At 62.7% G+C, this 17,443-nt stretch carries 15 protein-coding genes; 5 read left to right on the forward strand and 10 right to left on the reverse strand.

Annotated features, from left to right (window positions below; translation table 11 throughout):
- Nucleotides 1-37 precede the first annotated feature (37 nt).
- Entirely contained in the window at nucleotides 38-1,315 is a 1,278-nt protein-coding gene (locus ACI2KS_RS07575) for a nitrate/nitrite transporter (protein ID WP_404618728.1), read from the forward strand.
- Here ACI2KS_RS07575 and ACI2KS_RS07580 read toward each other — a convergent pair.
- From ACI2KS_RS07580 to ACI2KS_RS07590, 3 genes are all read right to left on the reverse strand, one after another.
- Nucleotides 1,295-2,131: a PhzF family phenazine biosynthesis protein gene (locus ACI2KS_RS07580; RefSeq protein WP_404618730.1), complete on the reverse strand. Its 837-nt coding sequence runs from the start codon at nucleotides 2,129-2,131 to the stop codon at nucleotides 1,295-1,297. The two genes, ACI2KS_RS07575 and ACI2KS_RS07580, sit on opposite strands and share 21 nt — an antisense overlap.
- A gap of 251 nt (nucleotides 2,132-2,382) precedes the next feature.
- Nucleotides 2,383-4,104, reverse strand: a complete 1,722-nt coding sequence (locus ACI2KS_RS07585; protein WP_404618732.1) for an acid phosphatase — start codon at nucleotides 4,102-4,104, stop codon at nucleotides 2,383-2,385.
- 116 nt (nucleotides 4,105-4,220) lie between these two features.
- Nucleotides 4,221-4,994, reverse strand: coding sequence for a substrate-binding periplasmic protein (locus ACI2KS_RS07590; protein ID WP_404618734.1), 774 nt, complete (start codon nucleotides 4,992-4,994; stop codon nucleotides 4,221-4,223).
- A 148-nt stretch (nucleotides 4,995-5,142) separates the two neighbouring features.
- On the opposite strand from ACI2KS_RS07590, the gene dnaX reads away from it, so the two are divergent.
- The 4 genes from dnaX (at nucleotide 5,143) to recR (ending at nucleotide 9,662) form a co-directional block, all read left to right on the forward strand.
- On the forward strand, nucleotides 5,143-7,278 hold the full coding sequence (gene dnaX, locus ACI2KS_RS07595) for a DNA polymerase III subunit gamma/tau (RefSeq protein WP_404618736.1): 2,136 nt from the start codon (nucleotides 5,143-5,145) through the stop codon (nucleotides 7,276-7,278).
- 67 nt (nucleotides 7,279-7,345) lie between these two features.
- Nucleotides 7,346-7,672: a YbaB/EbfC family nucleoid-associated protein gene (locus ACI2KS_RS07600; protein WP_062385680.1), complete on the forward strand. Its 327-nt coding sequence runs from the start codon at nucleotides 7,346-7,348 to the stop codon at nucleotides 7,670-7,672.
- Between the two features lie 289 nt (nucleotides 7,673-7,961).
- A complete protein-coding gene (locus tag ACI2KS_RS07605) occupies nucleotides 7,962-8,990 on the forward strand; it encodes an NADP-dependent oxidoreductase (protein ID WP_404618738.1) in 1,029 nt (342 codons plus the stop codon).
- 69 nt (nucleotides 8,991-9,059) lie between these two features.
- Nucleotides 9,060-9,662, forward strand: a complete 603-nt coding sequence (gene recR / locus ACI2KS_RS07610; protein ID WP_404618740.1) for a recombination mediator RecR — start codon at nucleotides 9,060-9,062, stop codon at nucleotides 9,660-9,662.
- Nucleotides 9,663-10,318: 656 nt separating this feature from the next.
- Here the strand turns inward: recR and ACI2KS_RS07615 are convergent.
- The 7 genes from ACI2KS_RS07615 to ACI2KS_RS07645 all read right to left on the reverse strand — a co-directional run bounded on the left by ACI2KS_RS07615 (nucleotide 10,319) and on the right by ACI2KS_RS07645 (nucleotide 17,441).
- Nucleotides 10,319-10,867: an adenine phosphoribosyltransferase gene (locus ACI2KS_RS07615; RefSeq protein WP_404618742.1), complete on the reverse strand. Its 549-nt coding sequence runs from the start codon at nucleotides 10,865-10,867 to the stop codon at nucleotides 10,319-10,321.
- Nucleotides 10,868-10,934: 67 nt separating this feature from the next.
- Nucleotides 10,935-11,669, reverse strand: coding sequence for a fumarate/nitrate reduction transcriptional regulator Fnr (fnr, locus tag ACI2KS_RS07620; RefSeq protein ID WP_404618744.1), 735 nt, complete (start codon nucleotides 11,667-11,669; stop codon nucleotides 10,935-10,937).
- Nucleotides 11,670-11,790: 121 nt separating this feature from the next.
- Nucleotides 11,791-13,173, reverse strand: coding sequence for an oxygen-independent coproporphyrinogen III oxidase (gene hemN, locus ACI2KS_RS07625; RefSeq protein WP_404618746.1), 1,383 nt, complete (start codon nucleotides 13,171-13,173; stop codon nucleotides 11,791-11,793).
- A 207-nt stretch (nucleotides 13,174-13,380) separates the two neighbouring features.
- A complete protein-coding gene (locus ACI2KS_RS07630) occupies nucleotides 13,381-14,064 on the reverse strand; it encodes a sulfite exporter TauE/SafE family protein (RefSeq protein WP_404618748.1) in 684 nt (227 codons plus the stop codon).
- A gap of 138 nt (nucleotides 14,065-14,202) precedes the next feature.
- Nucleotides 14,203-14,418 (reverse strand): cbb3-type cytochrome oxidase assembly protein CcoS, encoded by a 216-nt coding sequence (gene ccoS / locus ACI2KS_RS07635; RefSeq protein ID WP_404618750.1) that lies wholly within the window; start codon nucleotides 14,416-14,418, stop codon nucleotides 14,203-14,205.
- 25 nt (nucleotides 14,419-14,443) lie between these two features.
- Entirely contained in the window at nucleotides 14,444-16,894 is a 2,451-nt protein-coding gene (locus ACI2KS_RS07640; protein ID WP_404618752.1) for a heavy metal translocating P-type ATPase, read from the reverse strand.
- Between the two features lie 7 nt (nucleotides 16,895-16,901).
- A complete protein-coding gene (locus ACI2KS_RS07645; RefSeq protein ID WP_404618754.1) occupies nucleotides 16,902-17,441 on the reverse strand; it encodes a FixH family protein in 540 nt (179 codons plus the stop codon).
- Nucleotides 17,442-17,443: the final 2 nt, after the last annotated feature.

Below are 17,443 nucleotides of genomic sequence, written 5' to 3' on the forward strand. Positions count from 1 at the left end.
CGGTTCACTCCCTCTCATTCGATAAAGGGCGCTGACGATGCGTATCCATGCACTGATTGTATTGCTGCTGACCGGCCTGGTGGCCGCCACCTTCGGTTTCGGAATCTACCTGTTCGCCCAGTTGGTGCCGGACATGCGCGCCAGTCTGGGCTTCGACATTTCCTACGTCGGCAGCATCACCGCGGCAGGCCAGTTCGGATTTTTGCTTTGCGCGTTGTTTGCCGCCTGGATAACCCCGCGAGTCGGGGGCGGGTGGGTGATCTTCGGCTCGGGTGTGGTGTGTGCGAGCGCTTTGCTGCTGATCCCGCTGACCCACAACATTGTCTTGATCGGCGTGTTGCTGACAGTGCTGGCGGGCACGGCGGCCACGGTGTTCGTGCCGATGGTCGAGGTGATTTCCCGCACGGTGGCTTTCAAATATCGCGGCATGGCCATGGGGCTGGTGTCCAGCGGTACCAGCTATGGAGTGTTCATCAACAGCCTGCTGGTGCCGTTGTACGCGCCGCAGGGAGAGTGGCGCACGGTGTGGTGGATCGTCGGCTCGATCACGGTGGTCATGGCGCTCGGGGTGCTGGTGGTGTTCAAGCGAGCGCAGCTGCTGGTCAGCGAGCCGGTGTCCCGCAACAGGACCGATCCGGCCGCGCGTGCAGGCAAGGCCGCACTCAAGCAGCCCTGGGTGCTGACGGTGTGGACGATGAATTTCCTTCTGGGTTTCTCGACCTTTCCCTTTCAGAACTACCTGTCGTCGTACCTGCGCACAGAATTGAATTTCGACGTGGCCTATACCGCGCACATCTGGGCGAGCATCGGTTTTGTCGGCATGTTTGCCGGGCTCGCGGTGGGCTGGTTGTCGGACCGCACCGGCCTGCGAGCGGCGATGCTGCTGGTTTACGCCTGTGTGGCCTCGGCAGCATTGATCTTTGTCGTCCACCCCAGCGGTCACTGGCCCCTGGTGGCGGGTGTGTTGTTTGCGGTGGCCTTCTATCCGGTGTTCGGGCTGATTCCGGCGTACGTGTCGAAGATGGCCAGCAGCGCGGCGCTGTCGGTCACGATCTTTGGTGTGGCCAACATTCTGCAAGGCGTCGGCGGCATGATCGGCAACTTCTGCGCCGGGCTACTGGCCAGTTTCAATGGCTCGTTCGTCGGGGTTTATGTGGCCATTGCTCTGGTGGCGGTGTTGTTGGCGATGCTGACGCTTCGCCTGCCCAGGGAGGGCGGCGAAGCGACAGGCGCTGAACCGGTGCAAGTGAATGAGCGGCAGCGCTGCGCAGACGCAGGCGATGCCGCAAATGACCTACAGCGTCACCTCACCTGAAATGCATTTCTGCACATCTCCTCCGACCCAGATCTGCTCGCCGATCTGCTCGATGCTGACCTCTCCGCGGTGGCCCAGCACAGTGCCTTGGCGGGCCTTGTATTGGCTCGGCGCCAGACCAGCCGGAATCAGCCATTGCGCAAGGCTTGCGTTGAGGCTGCCGGTGACCGGGTCTTCGGCACCCAGATCGCCGGTCAGCGCGCGGACCTCGAAGTCGGCCTCGGCGTCCGGCCCGCTCCACGGCGCGACAATACCTACATTCAGGCCACCGAGCGCCTGATAGTTGGGGCGGATAGCCAGCACTTGTTCACGGCTCGACAGCATCACCGCGACCCAGCCCGGGCCGTTGTCGGCCCACTGGCTGGCGACTACTTGCTCGCGCTGTATGCCCAGTCCTGTGACGATCCGCTGCAACACCTGATCTTCTACCGGGCCGCTGCGCAACAGAGGTGGAGCGCAGAATGCCAGGCGTGCGCCGTCACGTCGGATCCGGACCAGGCCCGCGGCGCATTGCTGTACGACTTCATTGCCCTTGGGGATACCGCCGTTGTCCAGCCAGACAGAGCAACTGCCCAGTGTCGGATGCCCGGCAAAAGGCAATTCGCGCGTGGTGGTGAAGATGCGCACGCGATAATCCGCCTCGGGATGGGTCGGGCGCAGCAGGAATGTGGTCTCACTGAGGTTGGTCCAGCGGGCGAAAGCGGCCATCTGCGCATCGGTCAGGTCATCGGCGGCGCACACCACCGCCAGCGGATTGCCTTGTGTCGCTGCGGCGGAAAACACATCGACCTGCTGAAATTTCAGTGTGTGGGGCATGGCGCTCTCTCCTGAGCCGATGATTGGAATCGGCCACTCTAGGGAGGCGCTGCGAGGCTGTACATAGACAGATAGCGCCGATTTTTCCCGGCATCTGCATGGGTGGCTGCAACGGCACCGGGGACACTTGCCTGCAGCGGATTACTGGCGGGATCCGGCTCGCCTCGACCGACATCCCGTGGCCGGCGGGCGAGTGGCGGCGTCAGTGAGGGCGCCGCCAGCCGCCCGGGGGGTACCGATCTCTGCTCCGGTTATGCCGGGAAATGCAAGGCGTTGGTCAGGTCACCCATCGGTGCCTGTCCGCGCGCAACCATCGCATTGTCCCGCTCAACGATGCCGTCGAGCTTCTCCAGGCCGTGTACGCGGGTGATCAGGCGCAAGATCGAGGCGGTGTCGTAGATCGTATGGTCCACCGTGCCCTTGCGCGCGAACGGTGAGATGACGATGGCCGGGATACGGGTGCCCGGGCCCCAGCGATCACCTTTGGGCGGGGCAACGTGATCCCACCAGCCGCCGTTCTCATCGACCGTGACGACGATCACCATGTTCTTCCACTGTGGGCTGTTGCGCAGCATTTTCACGGCCCGGTCGATGTGCCGGTCACCGGCCGCGACGTCGGCATACCCGGCGTGCATGTTCAGGTTGCCCTGGGGCTTGTAGAACGTCACCGCAGGCAACTTGCCTGCTTGAACCTCGGCGAAGAATTTATTGGTGGTCGGATCATCGCCCAGGCCGCCATCACGCAACCGCTTGTTGCGCTCTGCGGTATTTTCCGGACCCAGCCGCTTGAAGTAGTTCAGTGGCTGATGGTGGTACTGAAAGTTGGGGATCTTGGGGATACCCGCCGAATCCTTGTAGGCGTCGAGGGTCACTTGCCAGGCGCCTGAATACCAGGCCCAGTCGATGTTCTTCTTCGACAGTTTGTCGCCAATGTGATCGTGGGTTTGCGGCACCAGCATGTTGGCCAGGTTGGGTTGCGAGTAGTCGGGATTGTCTTTGTCGCGCAACCAGGTCGGCCAATACGGCGGAGCCATGGTATTGACTGCGTAGCCGTCCGGGGTCAGCAGGCTGGGACCGAACTGCGGCGGCCCGGTCATGGCGCTGGCTGGGGATTTTTCCAGTGGCTTGAGGCGATACTCCAGCGGATCGTCGCTTTGCAGCTGGGCAATCTGCGAATTGGCCGGTGAGTTGGCGGCGTTTGGGTAGAACGGCACTTTGGCCGAGACCAGGTACTGGTGGTTGAGGAACGAGCCACCAAAGGCGCCCTGGAAGAAGTTGTCACAGAGCACGAACTCCCGGGCAACGTCCCATAGACGCAGCGAGTACTGGGTTTGACCGTAGTGACCCATGGTCAGGCTTCCGGAGTCGGCCCAGGCGACGAAACCGTCGTTCTTGCCGCCGTTGATCTGCATCTGGTTTTGATAGAACACATGCCAGAGATCGCGGGTGACCACGCTCAGCGGCAGGTCTTCGCCGCTCGGACCCTTGAGCGCATAAGGCGCGTTTGGCAGGTTTTCCTGATACTGAACCCCGGTGGCATAGGTCACGCCATCGATGTTCTGCGGGCCGACCTGGCAGATTCCGCCCCAGCACAGCGGCAGGCTGTCGAGCACCTTGCCGTCGCGGTCACGCTGCTGGTAGTCGGCAGGCTTGACCGCTGACAGCGGTTTTTCGACACCTGGAAAGTTGGCGAACAGGTTATTGAAGCTGCGATTCTCGCCGAAGATCACCACGATGGTCTTGACGTTGTCTTGCAGGGCCTGGTCCAGTTCAGGGCCACTGAGCGTGGTCTCAAGGGCGGTGGTCTGACCGCTGTCGGGGGACTCGCCGGCTGACACGACGCTGCTCAGCGTCGCACCTGCACCCAGCACCGCGACGCCGCCCAGGAAGCGGCGACGGCTGGTGTCGGCAGGGGTGTCAATGGAGATATTGGCAGCGGACGGCTTGTCTTGATCTTGTTGTTTGTCGCTCATCACGGCTCCTGTTACGGGATCTGAGGTGTTACCAATTATGTCGACGGATCCTAATCCTGCAATGTGACATTAATACGACAGTCCAAAGGGCCCGAAACAGAGCCTTCGGCCAGGTTTCAGGGCGCAGCGGCAGGGCGGTCGGCCGGCAAGCCTGACACCGTGTTGTAGCGGCTCATGATGCGGTCGATTTCGCCGGACATGCGCATGCGCAGCAGGATGCGCATCAAGCGTTGGGCCGGTATCGCCGTGTCGTTGCGCACGATGCAACCCACCGGCTGCTCGTCGATCACCGCCACCCCGCGCAGCTGCTGGTCTTGGGGCAGGTTACGGTTGAACCAGTCCAGAGACCATTGGTTGCCAACGGCGTAGCGGTAGCGATGAATCTGAAGTTTCTGTAGGACCTGAACCTCGCTGCGCGCATCGTCACGGTGCAGGCGGCGGCTGTCGAAAGCCGACTGCAGGGTAGGGTAGGCGTAACCCAGCACCGTGCCGATGGCTTCGTTGTCGAGCGTGCCGGGGTCCACGGGGGCAGGGTTATCCGGTGTGCTGATCAGCAAGTCGCGCTGGATCAGCAAGGGCAGGCTCCAGGTATAGTCCCCGGACAGGTTGGGCATCCACGACTGCGCGGCATAACAGCGCACATCGATGGTGCCCCGTTCGAGTGTGCGCTGCACGCGCTTGACCGCTACCACACGATATTCGGCGGACAGCTTCGCCTGAGCCGCCATGCTCTGCATGATGTCGAACAGAATGCCACCGGTGGCCTGATGATCGTCGATCTGTACCAAGGGCATGGACCAGGAATCGGCGATGGAAAACCTCAAGGGCGTTTCCTCGGCATGGCTGGCCCCACTCATTAACAACAAGGCGCTCAGTGCCAACAGACGCATAGGGTCCCTCGACCATTTGGCTTTTAGACCGTGGTGGCAGTCTAGCGGCAGATTGCTTATATGCGCGTACTCATATTGCCCGGATGCAATTTTGCCCCCGCTCCGCTAGCATTAGCGGTCTTCCGCAACCCAGTCGCGACGGTTTTCAATGAGTTATCAGGTTCTTGCACGTAAATGGCGTCCGCGCTCGTTCCGCGAAATGGTCGGCCAGACCCATGTGCTCAAGGCCTTGATCAATGCGCTGGACAGCCAGCGCCTGCACCATGCCTATTTATTCACCGGCACGCGCGGGGTCGGCAAGACCACCATCGCGCGGATCATCGCCAAATGCCTGAACTGCGAAACCGGCATCACGTCCACGCCATGCGGCGAATGTTCGGTGTGCCGGGAGATCGATGAGGGTCGTTTCGTCGACCTGATCGAGATCGACGCCGCCAGCCGCACCAAGGTCGAAGATACCCGCGAGCTGCTCGACAACGTGCAGTATGCGCCGAGCCGCGGGCGCTTCAAGGTCTACCTGATCGACGAAGTGCACATGCTCTCCAGCCACTCTTTCAACGCCTTGCTCAAGACCCTGGAAGAGCCGCCGCCCTACGTCAAATTCATTCTCGCGACCACTGACCCGCAGAAGTTGCCGGCGACCATCCTGTCGCGCTGTCTGCAGTTTTCGCTGAAAAACATGACCCCTGAGCGCGTGGTCGAGCACCTGACCCACGTCCTGGGCGCTGAAAACATCCCGTTCGAAGACGACGCGCTGTGGCTGCTGGGCCGTGCCGCCGATGGCTCGATGCGTGACGCCATGAGCCTGACCGATCAGGCGATTGCCTTTGGTGAGGGCAAGGTGCTGGCCGCCGACGTGCGGGCAATGCTTGGCACGCTCGATCACGGCCAGGTCTATGACGTGCTCACCGCACTGATCGACGGTGATGCGCGCTCGCTGCTCGAGGCGGTTCGCCACCTTGCCGAGCAGGGTCCGGACTGGAGCGGCGTGCTTTCGGAAATCCTCAATGTGCTGCACCGCGTGGCCATCGCCCAGGCGCTGCCAGAGGGTGTCGACAACGGCCATGGCGACCGTGACCGGGTACTGGCACTGGCTCAGGCCCTGCCCGCCGAAGACGTGCAGTTCTACTACCAGATGGGCCTGATCGGTCGTCGCGACCTGCCGTTGGCGCCGGATCCGCGTGGCGGCTTCGAAATGGTCCTGCTGCGGATGCTGGCGTTCCGCCCGGCGGACACCGACGATGCACCGAGACAGCCGTTAAAGTCAGTGGGGATCAACCCGGCCACGGTTGATTCCCAGGCAGCGGTGGCCGGTGCGGCAGCGGTTGCACCGAGGTCGGCGCCGGTGATGGCAGCAGTTGCGCCAACGCCGTTAGCCGCGGCACCTGCGGCGTTGCCCAGCGCGGCGGTGCCGTCGTCAGCTGCGGTGCCGGTGCCGGTCGAAGAAGTCGACCTGCCGTGGAACGAGCCCAGGGCCTCGGTGGCGGTCAGCGAACCGGAGCCGGCACCGGCGCCGGTCGCTGAAGAGATCCCTGAGCCGCTACTCGACACTGTGGCCGAGCAGCCGGAGCTGACGCCCATGCCCACGCCTGCACCGGCCAGCCCGGTGCCGGATGCGCCGGAGGTCGAGTCCCAGGAACAGCTGCAGGCGGCCGCCGATGTGGTCACCCCGCAGATGCTCGAGCACGTGCCCGATGCCGTGGCTTATGTGCCTGCCCCCATGGAGCGTGACGACGAGCCGCCACCGGATGACGACTATTACGAGCCGGACGTGGACATCGATCCGGCCTCGTTCGCCTATCTGGACGATCTGGCCCACGACACCGCTGAGGCGGTGGAAAAGCAGCCTGAGTTGTTGCCGGCATCAAAGCCTGCGACCGGGCTTGCCGCCGACTGGCTGGATCTGTGTCCCAAGCTGCCGGTTTCCGGCATGACCGGCAGCATCGCTGCCAACTGCACGCTGATCTCGGTGGACGGCGACAACTGGTTGCTGCACCTGGATCCAGCGCACAGCGCGCTGTTCAACCCCACGCAGCAGCGCCGCTTGAACGATGCGCTGAACCAATACCATGAACGCACCATCAACCTGAGTATCGAGCTGATCAAGCCCGAACAGGAAACCCCGGCGCAGGCTGGAGCGCGCCGGCGTGCCGATCGCCAGCGTGAGGCCGAGGTCTCAATCCAGGACGATCCGTTCATCCAGCAGATGCTCCAGCAGTTCGGTGCGATCATCCGCGAAGATACGATTGCACCCGTGGATGTGCCGGTGGCGCAAACCCCTTAATCACTGCGAGGCGCTAAGCTGACTTGGCGCCGCGTACAGAACCCGTTGACTCTCGAGGAGAACTCCCATGATGAAAGGTGGCATGGCTGGCCTGATGAAGCAGGCTCAGCAAATGCAGGAAAAAATGGCCAAGATGCAGGAAGAACTGGCCAATGCTGAAGTGACCGGCCAATCGGGCGCAGGCCTGGTAAGCGTGGTAATGACCGGTCGTCACGACGTCAAACGCGTCAGCCTCGATGACAGCCTGATGCAGGAAGACAAGGAAATCCTTGAAGACCTGATCGCCGCCGCCGTCAACGACGCGGTGCGCAAGATCGAAGCAGCAAGCCAGGAAAAAACCGCCAGCATGACTGCCGGGATGCAGCTGCCGCCGGGCATGAAACTGCCGTTCTGATCGAGCGCAGGTAGCAACGCCCAATGCCAGGCCCCGTGCCTGGCATTTTTGCGTGTGGGCCAGGCGTTTCGGCCATCCGGTTTTCGCCTCAGGCGCCTGTGGCCGTTCGGCCTGCCGACGGTAACGATTGCAGCGACGCCACCGCGGGCAAGGCGCACGGGTACCGATCATCAGCCACTGTCGATGTTCACCCGGCTGATGACGCGTGTCATATTACCCGCCACATCCAACCGAACCCCTCTGGACAGCGACGGTCTGCTTTCTATAGTCATTCAAGGAGCTATTCCCGATGTCGCAAGAATTGATCCTCAACCAGCGTATCGTCCTCGCCTCCCGCCCCCAGGGCTCACCGACGCCGGAAAACTTCCGCCTGGAACGCGAGGCGTTGCCCGACCTGGAAGACGGCCAGGTACTGCTACGCACGCTGTACCTTTCCCTTGACCCTTACATGCGCGGTCGCATGAGCGACGCACCGTCCTATGCGCCGCCGGTGGAAATCGATGCAGTGATGGAGGGTGGAGCGGCCAGTGTGGTCGAGCAGTCGCGTCACCCCGCTTTCAAGGTCGGTGATCTGGTGGTGGGTCAGACCGGCTGGCAAACCCACAGTATTTCCGACGGCAAGAACCTGATGCCGATGCCTGAGGGCCTGCCCAGCCCGTCGATGGCCGTTGGCGTGCTCGGCATGCCGGGCATCACCGGTTACATGGGCCTGATGAACATTGGCAAACCCCAGGCAGGGGAAACCCTGGTGGTCGCAGCCGCATCCGGCGCCGTGGGCTCGGTGGTCGGCCAAGTCGCCAAGCTTCACGGCCTGCGAGTGGTGGGTATCGCAGGCGGCGTCGACAAGTGTCGTTACGTGATGGATGAGCTGGGTTTCGACGCCTGTGTCGATCACAAGAGTGAGCACTTCGCCGAGCAGTTGAGTGAGGCTTGCCCCAGCGGCATCGACATTTACTTTGAACTGGTCGGCGGCAAGGTCTTCGAGGCGGTGTTGCCGCTGCTCAATGAGCACGCACGGGTGCCGCTGTGCGGGCTGATCGCGCAGTACAATGCGCAACGGCTGCCCGAAGGCCCGAATCACTTGCCTTTGCTGATGCGCACGTTGCTGACCAAGCGCGCGCGGATCCAGGGTTTTATCGTCTACGAGGAGTACTACCATCGCCTGGAAGAATTCATGCAGGCCATGCTGCCGTTGGTGAAGGACGGCAAGGTGAAGTTCCGCGAAGACGTGGTCGAAGGCCTGGAGCATGCCCCGGATGCGTTCATCGGCATGCTGGAGGGGAAGAACTTCGGCAAGCTGGTGGTCAAGGTGTCATGAGCGTGATTTGACGCTTGTCAGAGGCGCGGGTATAAACCGCGTCTCGTGTTTTTGTGAGACTTTTCCTCGATGAGCTTCAGCCCCCTGATTCGCCAGTTGATCGACTCCCTGCGCATTCTGCCAGGCGTCGGTCAGAAAACCGCCCAGCGCATGGCGTTGCAGTTGCTTGAGCGCGATCGCAGCGGCGGCTCGCGCCTGGCCCAGGCGTTGGCGCAGGCCATGGAAGGCGTCGGCCATTGCAAGCAGTGCCGCACCCTTACCGAGGAGGAGCTTTGCCCGCAGTGCTCCGATCCCCGCCGCGATGACAGCCTGCTGTGCGTGGTGGAAGGGCCGATGGATGTGTACGCGGTCGAGCAGACCGGTTATCGCGGTCGCTACTTCGTGCTCAAGGGGCATTTGTCGCCCCTCGACGGCCTTGGCCCCGAGGCCATTGGTATTCCGCAACTGATGACGCGGATCCAGGAGCAGGGCAGCTTCAGCGAAGTGATCCTGGCCACCAACCCCACCGTGGAAGGCGAGGCCACCGCTCACTACATTGCCCAGTTGCTCAACAACAAAGGCCTGATCGCCTCGCGCATCGCCCACGGCGTGCCGCTGGGTGGTGAGCTGGAGATGGTCGATGGCGGCACGCTGGCGCATTCGTTTGCCGGGCGTAAGCCGATACAGCTCTGAGATAGTTTTCATTCCCTGCAGGAGCCGGCTTGCTGGCGAATGCGTCAGGTCAGGCACATCAGTGTTGACTGACACAACGCACTTGCCAGCAAGCCGGCTCCCACGGCCTGCGGCCAGAATCAGAAGCAGGCGGCGCAACATGGGTCGATTGCTTCTGCGCGCGGCCGTCAGATGTTCACCCGCTTCTGCCCGGAGGGCGTGGGAGTTGGCTTGCCGACGATCTGGCGCGAAGCGCCGGCAAAGCCTGTGGACGCGATGCACCTGACCCGCCGCGCCGTCTGACTCTACTGCCGGTGCCCGGCAGATCGCTGGCAAGCCAAGCTCCCACGGCCTGCGGCCAGAATCAAGAGCAGGCGGCGCAACAGGGGTCGATTGCTTCTGCACGCGGCCGTCAGATGTTTACCCGCTTCTGCCCGGAGGGCGTGGGAGTTGGCTTGCCGACGATCTGGCGCGAAGCGCCAGCAAAGCCTGTGGACGCGGTGCACCTGGCCCGCCGCGCCATCTGACTCTACTGCCGGTGCCCGGCAGATCGCTGGCAAGCCAAGCTCCCACGGCCTGCGGCCAGAATCAAAAGCAGGCGGCGCAATAGTCCAAAACTGCTTGAGGAGCTTGTTTGAAACCATAGAATCTCCCACAGAAGAGGTGTTGTCGGCGGTTTACTTGTCGCTCAACGCAAACCGGGTCAGGCAGAACGTCGGGATTTGCATGTCTTCCAGACGCTGGGAGCCGCCCAGTTCCGGCAGGTCGATGATCGCGGCGGCTTCGAACACCCGTGCGCCCATGCGCCGGATCAGGTTGGCGGCGGCGATCAGGGTGCCGCCGGTGGCGATCAAGTCATCGAACATCACCACCGAATCGCCCTCGCACAGGCTGTCGGCGTGGACTTCCAGAAACGCTTCGCCATATTCGGTCTGATAACCCTCGGCCAGTACGTCAGCCGGCAGCTTGCCTTGCTTGCGAAACAGCACCAGGGGTTTGTTGAGTTCGTAGGCGATGATCGAGCCGATCAGAAAACCCCGGGCATCCATGGCGCCAACATGGGTGAATTCCGAGTCGATATAGCGCTGCACGAAGCTGTCGATCACCAGGCGCAGGGCCTTGGGCGACTGGAACAGTGGGGTGATGTCACGAAAGATGACGCCCGGCTTGGGGAAATCGACCACGGGGCGGATCAGGGATTTGAAGCTGAATTCGTCGAAAATCATCGAGGGATCCTGGGCAGGAGACTGAAGCAAAAGTCGCTAGTCTAAGCCTGCCCGGTGCATCTCGCCATCAGCTTTCCAGCGAACCGCCCGCCAGTGCGCACAGCCCGATGGGGTCCAGAATGTGGATTTCCTTGCCTTCGGCGGCAATCAGCTGGTTCTGCTGAAAGCGGGTGAAAACCCGCGAAACGGTTTCAACCGCCAGCCCTAGGTAGTTGCCGATTTCGTTGCGCGACATGCTCAGGCGGAACTGATTGGCGGAAAACCCCCGTGCGCGGAACCGCGCCGACAGATTGACCAGAAACGTGGCGATGCGCTCATCGGCGGTCTTCTTGGAAAGCAGCAGCATCATCTGCTGGTCATCACGAATTTCGCGGCTCATGACCCGCATCAACTGACGACGCAATTGCGGCAGTTGCACCGACAATTCGTCCAGGCGCTCGAAGGGGATTTCGCAGACCGAGGTGGTTTCCATCGCCTGGGCCGACACCGGATAGGCCTGGGCGTCCATCCCCGACAGCCCGACCAGTTCGCTGGGCAGGTGAAAGCCGGTGAGCTGCTCTTCGCCGCCGTCACTCAGGCTGAAGGTCTTCAGCGCACCGGAGCGCACGGCGTACACCGAGTTGAAGGCATCGCCCTGGCGAAACAGAAACTCGCCTTTCTTCAACGGCCGGCCACGTTTGACGATATCGTCCAGTGCATCCATGTCTTCCAGGTTCAATGAAAGCGGGAGGCACAACGGGGCCAGGCTGCAGTCCTTGCAGTGAGCCTGGGTATGAGCACGCAACTTTACTGGCTCAGACATCGGGTAATTCCTTGTGGCAAAACACACATAAGTCGTAAGGGTAACCCGCCGCTCGGCGCGCCGACCAGCCTGCGCCCTGCATGGCGTGAAAATGATTGCGGGTGCTGGACTCAAGCTTCTTCTAGATCACCCTGGAAAACTGCTGGCGGTTTTGCAGGCTCAGGTACGCATCGAACACCATGCAGATCGAGCGCACCAGCAAGCGCCCGGACGCCGTGACGCGGATGCCGTTGGCGTCCAGGTGGATCAGCCCGTCCCTGGCCATGCCCAGCAACCTGGGCCAGAGATCATTGAAGTAACCGCGAAAGTCGATGCAAAAGGCCGTTTCAATGCTGGCGAAATCCAGGCTGAAGTGACAGATCAGCTGTTGAATCACTGCCCTGCGCACGCGGTCGTCGGCATTGCACAGCAGGCCGCGCTTGGTCGCCAGCAGATCGCTGCCCAGTACATTCTGGTAATCGGTCAGATCGTTGCTGTTCTGCGCGTAGAGATCGCCCACCTGGCTGATGGCCGAAACGCCCAGCCCGATCAGATCGCAATGGCCATGGGTGGTGTAACCCTGAAAGTTGCGCTGCAGCGTGCCTTCTTCCTGGGCAATCGCAAGATCGTCGTCGGGCAGGGCGAAGTGGTCCATGCCGATGTAGCGGTAGCCGGCACCGGTCAGCTGTTCGATGGTGCGCTGCAGGATCTGCAACTTGTGTTCGGCGCTTGGCAGTTGCGCAGTGTCGATCCGCCGCTGCGGCATGAAGCGCTCGGGCAGATGCGCATAATTGAACACCGACAACCGATCAGGTTGCAGCGCAATGACTTCATCCACGGTCCGGGCGAAACCATCCGGGGTCTGCAGGGGCAGGCCGTAGATCAGGTCGATATTCACCGAGCGAAATTGCAGCGTGCGCGCCGCTTCGACGATGGCGCGGGTTTCGTCCAGACCTTGCAGACGGTTGATCGCGCGCTGCACCAACGGGTCGAGGTCTTGCACGCCAAGGCTGACGCGGTTGAAGCCCAGCTCGCGCAACAGGCCCATGGTCGACCAGTCGGCTTCGCGGGGGTCGATTTCGATGCCGTAGTCACCCGCGTGTTCATCCAGGAGGGTGAAATGCTTGCGCAAGTGCGCCATCAGCTGGCGCAGTTCGACATGACTGAGGAAGGTCGGCGTACCACCACCCACGTGCAACTGCTCGACCACCTGACGGCTGTCAACGTGGCAGGCAATCATCTGGATCTCGTGCTCAAGCCGTTGCAGGTAGGCTTTGGCGCGGCCTCGGTCCTTGGTAATGACTTTGTTGCAGGCGCAGTAGTAACAAATGTTGGCGCAGAACGGGATGTGCACGTAGAGGGACAGCGCACGCAGCGCCTTACGACTGTCACGCAGCGCATGCAGCAGATCGAAGGCGCCTACTTGTGTATGAAACTGCACCGCAGTGGGGTAGGAGGTGTAACGCGGTCCGGTCAGGTCGTAGCGGCGGATGAGTTCAGAGTCCCAACGAAGGTCGTCGAGCATGGGGGCATTCCCGAGAAGGCTGGCGGTAAAGGCAGTTTAGGGAATGCGTCGATGCGCTTTGTTGATCTGGGTCAATGGATGACCCCTGCCGTTTTCGGGTCAAGGCAAGTGCTCATGTGCAAGCCAGCAAGCCGGCTACCCTCAGGACAGAACCAACAGCAGGTCGAGTGTGCGTCGCCACTGAGGGTGCGCTGGCGTGCCGCGGGCTCAATGCCCCATCAACCAATGCTGATGCGGGCCGGGCAGGGTCCACAGGCCAAATACAATCACCAGCAAACCTCCGGTCACCCGCAGGCTGCGTTTGCGCAGCAGCGCGTGGGTGCGCTCGGCGGCAAGCCCGGTGGCCAGCAGCGCGGGCCAGGTGCCAATGCCGAACGCCAGCATCAGCAGCGCGCTGTTCAGTGCGCTGCCCTGGCTGGCCGACCACAACAGCGTGCTGTAGACCAGACCGCACGGCAGCCATCCCCACAGCGCGCCGAGCAGCAAGGCCCGCGGTGTGCTCGATACCGGCAGCAGGCGGCTGGCCAGCGGCTGGATGTAACGCCACAGCCAGCGCCCCAGCCCTTCGATGCGCGTCAGGCCGCTCCACCATCCGGCCAGATACAGGCCCATGCTGATCAGCAGCAATGCCGCCACCACCCGCAGCACCATCGCCCCCGGACTGTTGGCAACCGCCCAGCCCGCCAAGCCGATCAACAAGCCGGCGCAGGTGTAGCTGAAAACCCGACCCAGGTTGTAGGCCAGCAGCATCCCGAAACGTCGGCTGCGCTGTTCCCTGGGGATGGCCAGCGTAAGGGCGCCCATCAGGCCGCCGCACATGCCCAGACAATGGCCGCCACCGAGCAAGCCGAGGATCAGCGCGGACAGCAGTTGGGGGAAGAGGTCAGGCATGGTTGGCGCCTGCCGCTGATGGGGTGCTTGTGCCGACGCCATCGCGAGCAAGTTCACGCCTGCAAGGGACCGTCGCCCCCTGTAGGCCTGAGCTTGCTCGCGATGTCGTCCGCCCGGTCGCACCTCGGCAGGAGCCGTTCATGATGGTTGGTCGTCCTGTTTCGTCGCTGAGGGCTTGCTTGACGCCTCATCCACGCCGGCCTGGTGCCCGGGGTCCTGATCATCGAACAGGATGCTGTGCGCGGGGCTGTCCAGATCGTCGTACTGCCCACTGTCCACGGCCCAGAAGAACACGTAGATCGCCACGGCGACGATCAACAGGGCGACCGGAATCATGATGTAGAGCGCTGGCATTGAACCTCCGGGATTCGACGTGTGTTCAAGCCGGTAACGGGCGGCTGCTGGCGCTGGCCGCAGGCAGCTGGCCGGCCTTCGCGCGGGTCAGGCGCAAGGCATTGAGGACCACGATCAGCGAGCTGATGGACATCCCCGCCGCCGCCCACAACGGTGTAATCCAGCCAAGGGCAGCGAAGGGCAACATGAAGCCATTGTACAGCCCGGCCCACAGCAGGTTCTCGATGATAATGCGCCGGGTGCGCCGCGCCAGCACGAACGCCTGTACCAGCACTTGCAGGCGGTTGCACAGCAACACGGCATCGGCGCTGGTTTTCGCAAGATCAGTGGCCGAGCCCATGGCAATGCTGATGTCGGCGGCCGCCAGCACCGGCACGTCATTGACCCCATCGCCGATCATCAAGACCTTGCGCCCCTGCGCCCTGAGCTGTTGCAGAACGCGCAGTTTGTCGTCGGGTCGCAAGCTGCCACGGGCGTCGTCGATGCCCAGCTGCGCCGCAATCCTGGCCACCATTGGCGAACTGTCGCCAGACAGCAACAGGGTTTTCCAGCCGCGCTGTCTGCATGCATCAACCAACGCCGCAGCGTCCTCGCGCATCCGGTCATCGAGCACCAGCCAGGCCAGCACCTGCGCGGCGTCTCCCAGCAGCAACCACTGGCCCGGCTCGTCGGGCATGGGCGGCACGGGACTGTTGCTCAGTGCGCAGACAAACGCCGGCTGGCCGATCCGCACACGACGACCGTCGATCTGACCTTCCAGCCCCAGCCCCGGGACGCTGGTCACCTCATCGGCGGTCAGCGGCGTGTTGCCGAAGGCGCGTGCAATCGGATGTTCAGAGCGATTTTCCAACGCCGCCGCCAGGCACAGGCAGTCGTCGCTGCTCAACGACCCCAGGCTGCGAATGGCCCTGAGCGTGAGCCGCCCCTCGGTCAGCGTGCCGGTCTTGTCGAAGATTACGGTATCGATCTGATTCAAGCCCTCGAGCACGTGCCCGCGGGTCAGCAACAGGCCGAGTTTGTGCAGGGTGCCGGTGGCGCTGGTCAAGGCAGTCGGCGTGGCCAGCGACAGCGCGCAAGGGCAGGTGGCAACCAGCATCGACAGGACGATCCAGAACGCGCGATGCGGGTCCAGTTGCCACCACAGCAGGCCAATCCCGGCAGCCAACAGCAGCGAAATCAACAAGAACCATTGCGCGGCATGATCGGCAATCTGCGCCAGCCGTGGCTTCTGCGATTGCGCACGCTCCAGCAGACGCACGATGGCAGACAGTCGAGTGTCGTGGCCAAGGGCGCGGACCTCGACGGTCAGCACGCTCTCGACGTTCAATGTGCCAGCGGTGACCGCATCCCCCTGGACACGTGGCTGTGGCAGGTACTCGCCGGTCAGCAGGGACTCATCCACGCTTGAGCGGCCGGCGATGATCTGGCCGTCGGCTGGCAGGATGGCACCGGGATGCACCAGCACGTGATCGCCGAGGCGCAGCTCACTGAGCAGGATGCGCTCGCTCTGCCCGTCTTCCTTCAAACGCAGGCAGGAGGCCGGCAGCAGGTTGACCAGCTGCGCGGTGGCCGCAGCCGTGCGTTCGCGGGCCCGCCGTTCCAGATAACGCCCGGTCAGCAGGAACAGCGCAAACATGCCCACTGCGTCGAAATACAGATCGCCGACACCGCTGATCGCGGTCCAGATCCCGGCCAGATAGGCCATGCCGATGGCCAGCGACACTGACACATCCATGGTCAGGTGGCGGGTACGCAGGTCTCGCAGGGCGCCTTTGAAAAAGGGCGCGCAACTATAGAAAACGATAGGCGTCGTCAGAAACATCGCCACCCAGCGCAGGATGGTGTGCATCTCGGGACTCAGGTCGACGTTGAATTCCGGCCAGGTGGCCATGGTCGCCATCATCGCCTGAAACCACAGCAGCCCCGCGACCCCCAACTGGCGCAGGCTGCGGCGGTTCTCCCTGGCCAGCTGTTCAGTGGCCCGGTCGGCATGATAGGGATGCGCGGCGTAACCGATGTGGCGCAATTGGCTCAGCACTTGGCTCAGCGGCAGGTCTGCGTCATGCCAGCGTACATGCAGACGGTGGCTGGACAGGTTCAGGCGAGCTTCGGCGATGCCAGGCAGGGTGCGCAAATGACGCTCGATCAGCCAGCCGCAGGCCGCACAACTGATGCCCTCGATCAGCAGCGTGGTTTCGGCCAGATCCTCGTCGTGGCGCACGAAGGGTGCCTGCACATCGGGGCGGTCATACAGCGCCTGCTCATCAGCCAGCTGCGTGGGCAGGGTTTGCGGATTGACCGAGGCTTCGCTGCGATGGCTGTAGTAGCTTTCCAGGCCGCTCTGGACGATGGTCTGCGCCACCGCCTGGCAACCCGGGCAACAGAATTCGCGAGACGCTCCAAGGACCACAGCGCTGAAACGGCGTCCGGGCGGAACGGGCAGGGCGCAGTGGAAGCAAGGGGTGGTCACAGACACGGATGGTTCACTTGTTGGCAGCTTCCGCACCTTGAATCGGTTCGTCACCCAGGATCAGGTCCTTGTTGCGGGTGATGGCTTCCTCCTCGAACAGGCGCCAGGTCTGGCTGTTTTCCACGCCCAGCAGCTCGACGAAGCGCCGGCCTTCGACCCGGTCGCTCAGTTGCCCGACGTACCGTCCCGGTTGCGCCGGGTTGCGCGCCATCACGACCTTGCGGTCTTTCTCAGGCTGGGTCGGCGAGATCAGATTCAGCACCAGCGTTTCCGGCTGGCTGTTGCCGGTCAACCGCAGATCGGCCTCCCCGGTGACGTCATCCAGGCTGATGGAGGCGCGCAACTTCAGGGTTTGCGCGAGCAGTTCACGGTCCAGCGAGCGATTGATTCCTTTACCGGCCTCGTAGTAGTTGTCGCTGACCAGATTGTCGGGGTGGTTCACGGCAATGGTCACCATCGACAGCGTCAGGGTGACCGAGCAGGTCAGGATAGCGATGATGATCCATGGCCAAAGATGCTTGTACCAGGGGCTTGAGGCAGTTGCTACGGTCATGT

This window comes from Pseudomonas sp. NPDC087358 (genome assembly GCF_044900785.1).
GTDB lineage: Bacteria > Pseudomonadota > Gammaproteobacteria > Pseudomonadales > Pseudomonadaceae > Aquipseudomonas.

Coding starts and splice junctions, on each gene's coding strand:
- ACI2KS_RS07600 (WP_062385680.1), top strand. CDS start 7,346: ATGATGAAAGGTGGCATGGCTGGCCTGATGAAGCAGGCTCAGCAAATG.
- ACI2KS_RS07605 (WP_404618738.1), top strand. CDS start 7,962: ATGTCGCAAGAATTGATCCTCAACCAGCGTATCGTCCTCGCCTCCCGC.
- fnr (WP_404618744.1), bottom strand. CDS start 11,669: ATGTCTGAGCCAGTAAAGTTGCGTGCTCATACCCAGGCTCACTGCAAG.
- ACI2KS_RS07590 (WP_404618734.1), bottom strand. CDS start 4,994: ATGCGTCTGTTGGCACTGAGCGCCTTGTTGTTAATGAGTGGGGCCAGC.
- ccoS (WP_404618750.1), bottom strand. CDS start 14,418: ATGCCAGCGCTCTACATCATGATTCCGGTCGCCCTGTTGATCGTCGCC.
- dnaX (WP_404618736.1), top strand. CDS start 5,143: ATGAGTTATCAGGTTCTTGCACGTAAATGGCGTCCGCGCTCGTTCCGC.
- recR (WP_404618740.1), top strand. CDS start 9,060: ATGAGCTTCAGCCCCCTGATTCGCCAGTTGATCGACTCCCTGCGCATT.
- ACI2KS_RS07580 (WP_404618730.1), bottom strand. CDS start 2,131: ATGCCCCACACACTGAAATTTCAGCAGGTCGATGTGTTTTCCGCCGCA.
- hemN (WP_404618746.1), bottom strand. CDS start 13,173: ATGCTCGACGACCTTCGTTGGGACTCTGAACTCATCCGCCGCTACGAC.
- ACI2KS_RS07630 (WP_404618748.1), bottom strand. CDS start 14,064: ATGCCTGACCTCTTCCCCCAACTGCTGTCCGCGCTGATCCTCGGCTTG.
- ACI2KS_RS07645 (WP_404618754.1), bottom strand. CDS start 17,441: ATGACCGTAGCAACTGCCTCAAGCCCCTGGTACAAGCATCTTTGGCCA.
- ACI2KS_RS07575 (WP_404618728.1), top strand. CDS start 38: ATGCGTATCCATGCACTGATTGTATTGCTGCTGACCGGCCTGGTGGCC.
- ACI2KS_RS07585 (WP_404618732.1), bottom strand. CDS start 4,104: ATGAGCGACAAACAACAAGATCAAGACAAGCCGTCCGCTGCCAATATC.
- ACI2KS_RS07615 (WP_404618742.1), bottom strand. CDS start 10,867: ATGATTTTCGACGAATTCAGCTTCAAATCCCTGATCCGCCCCGTGGTC.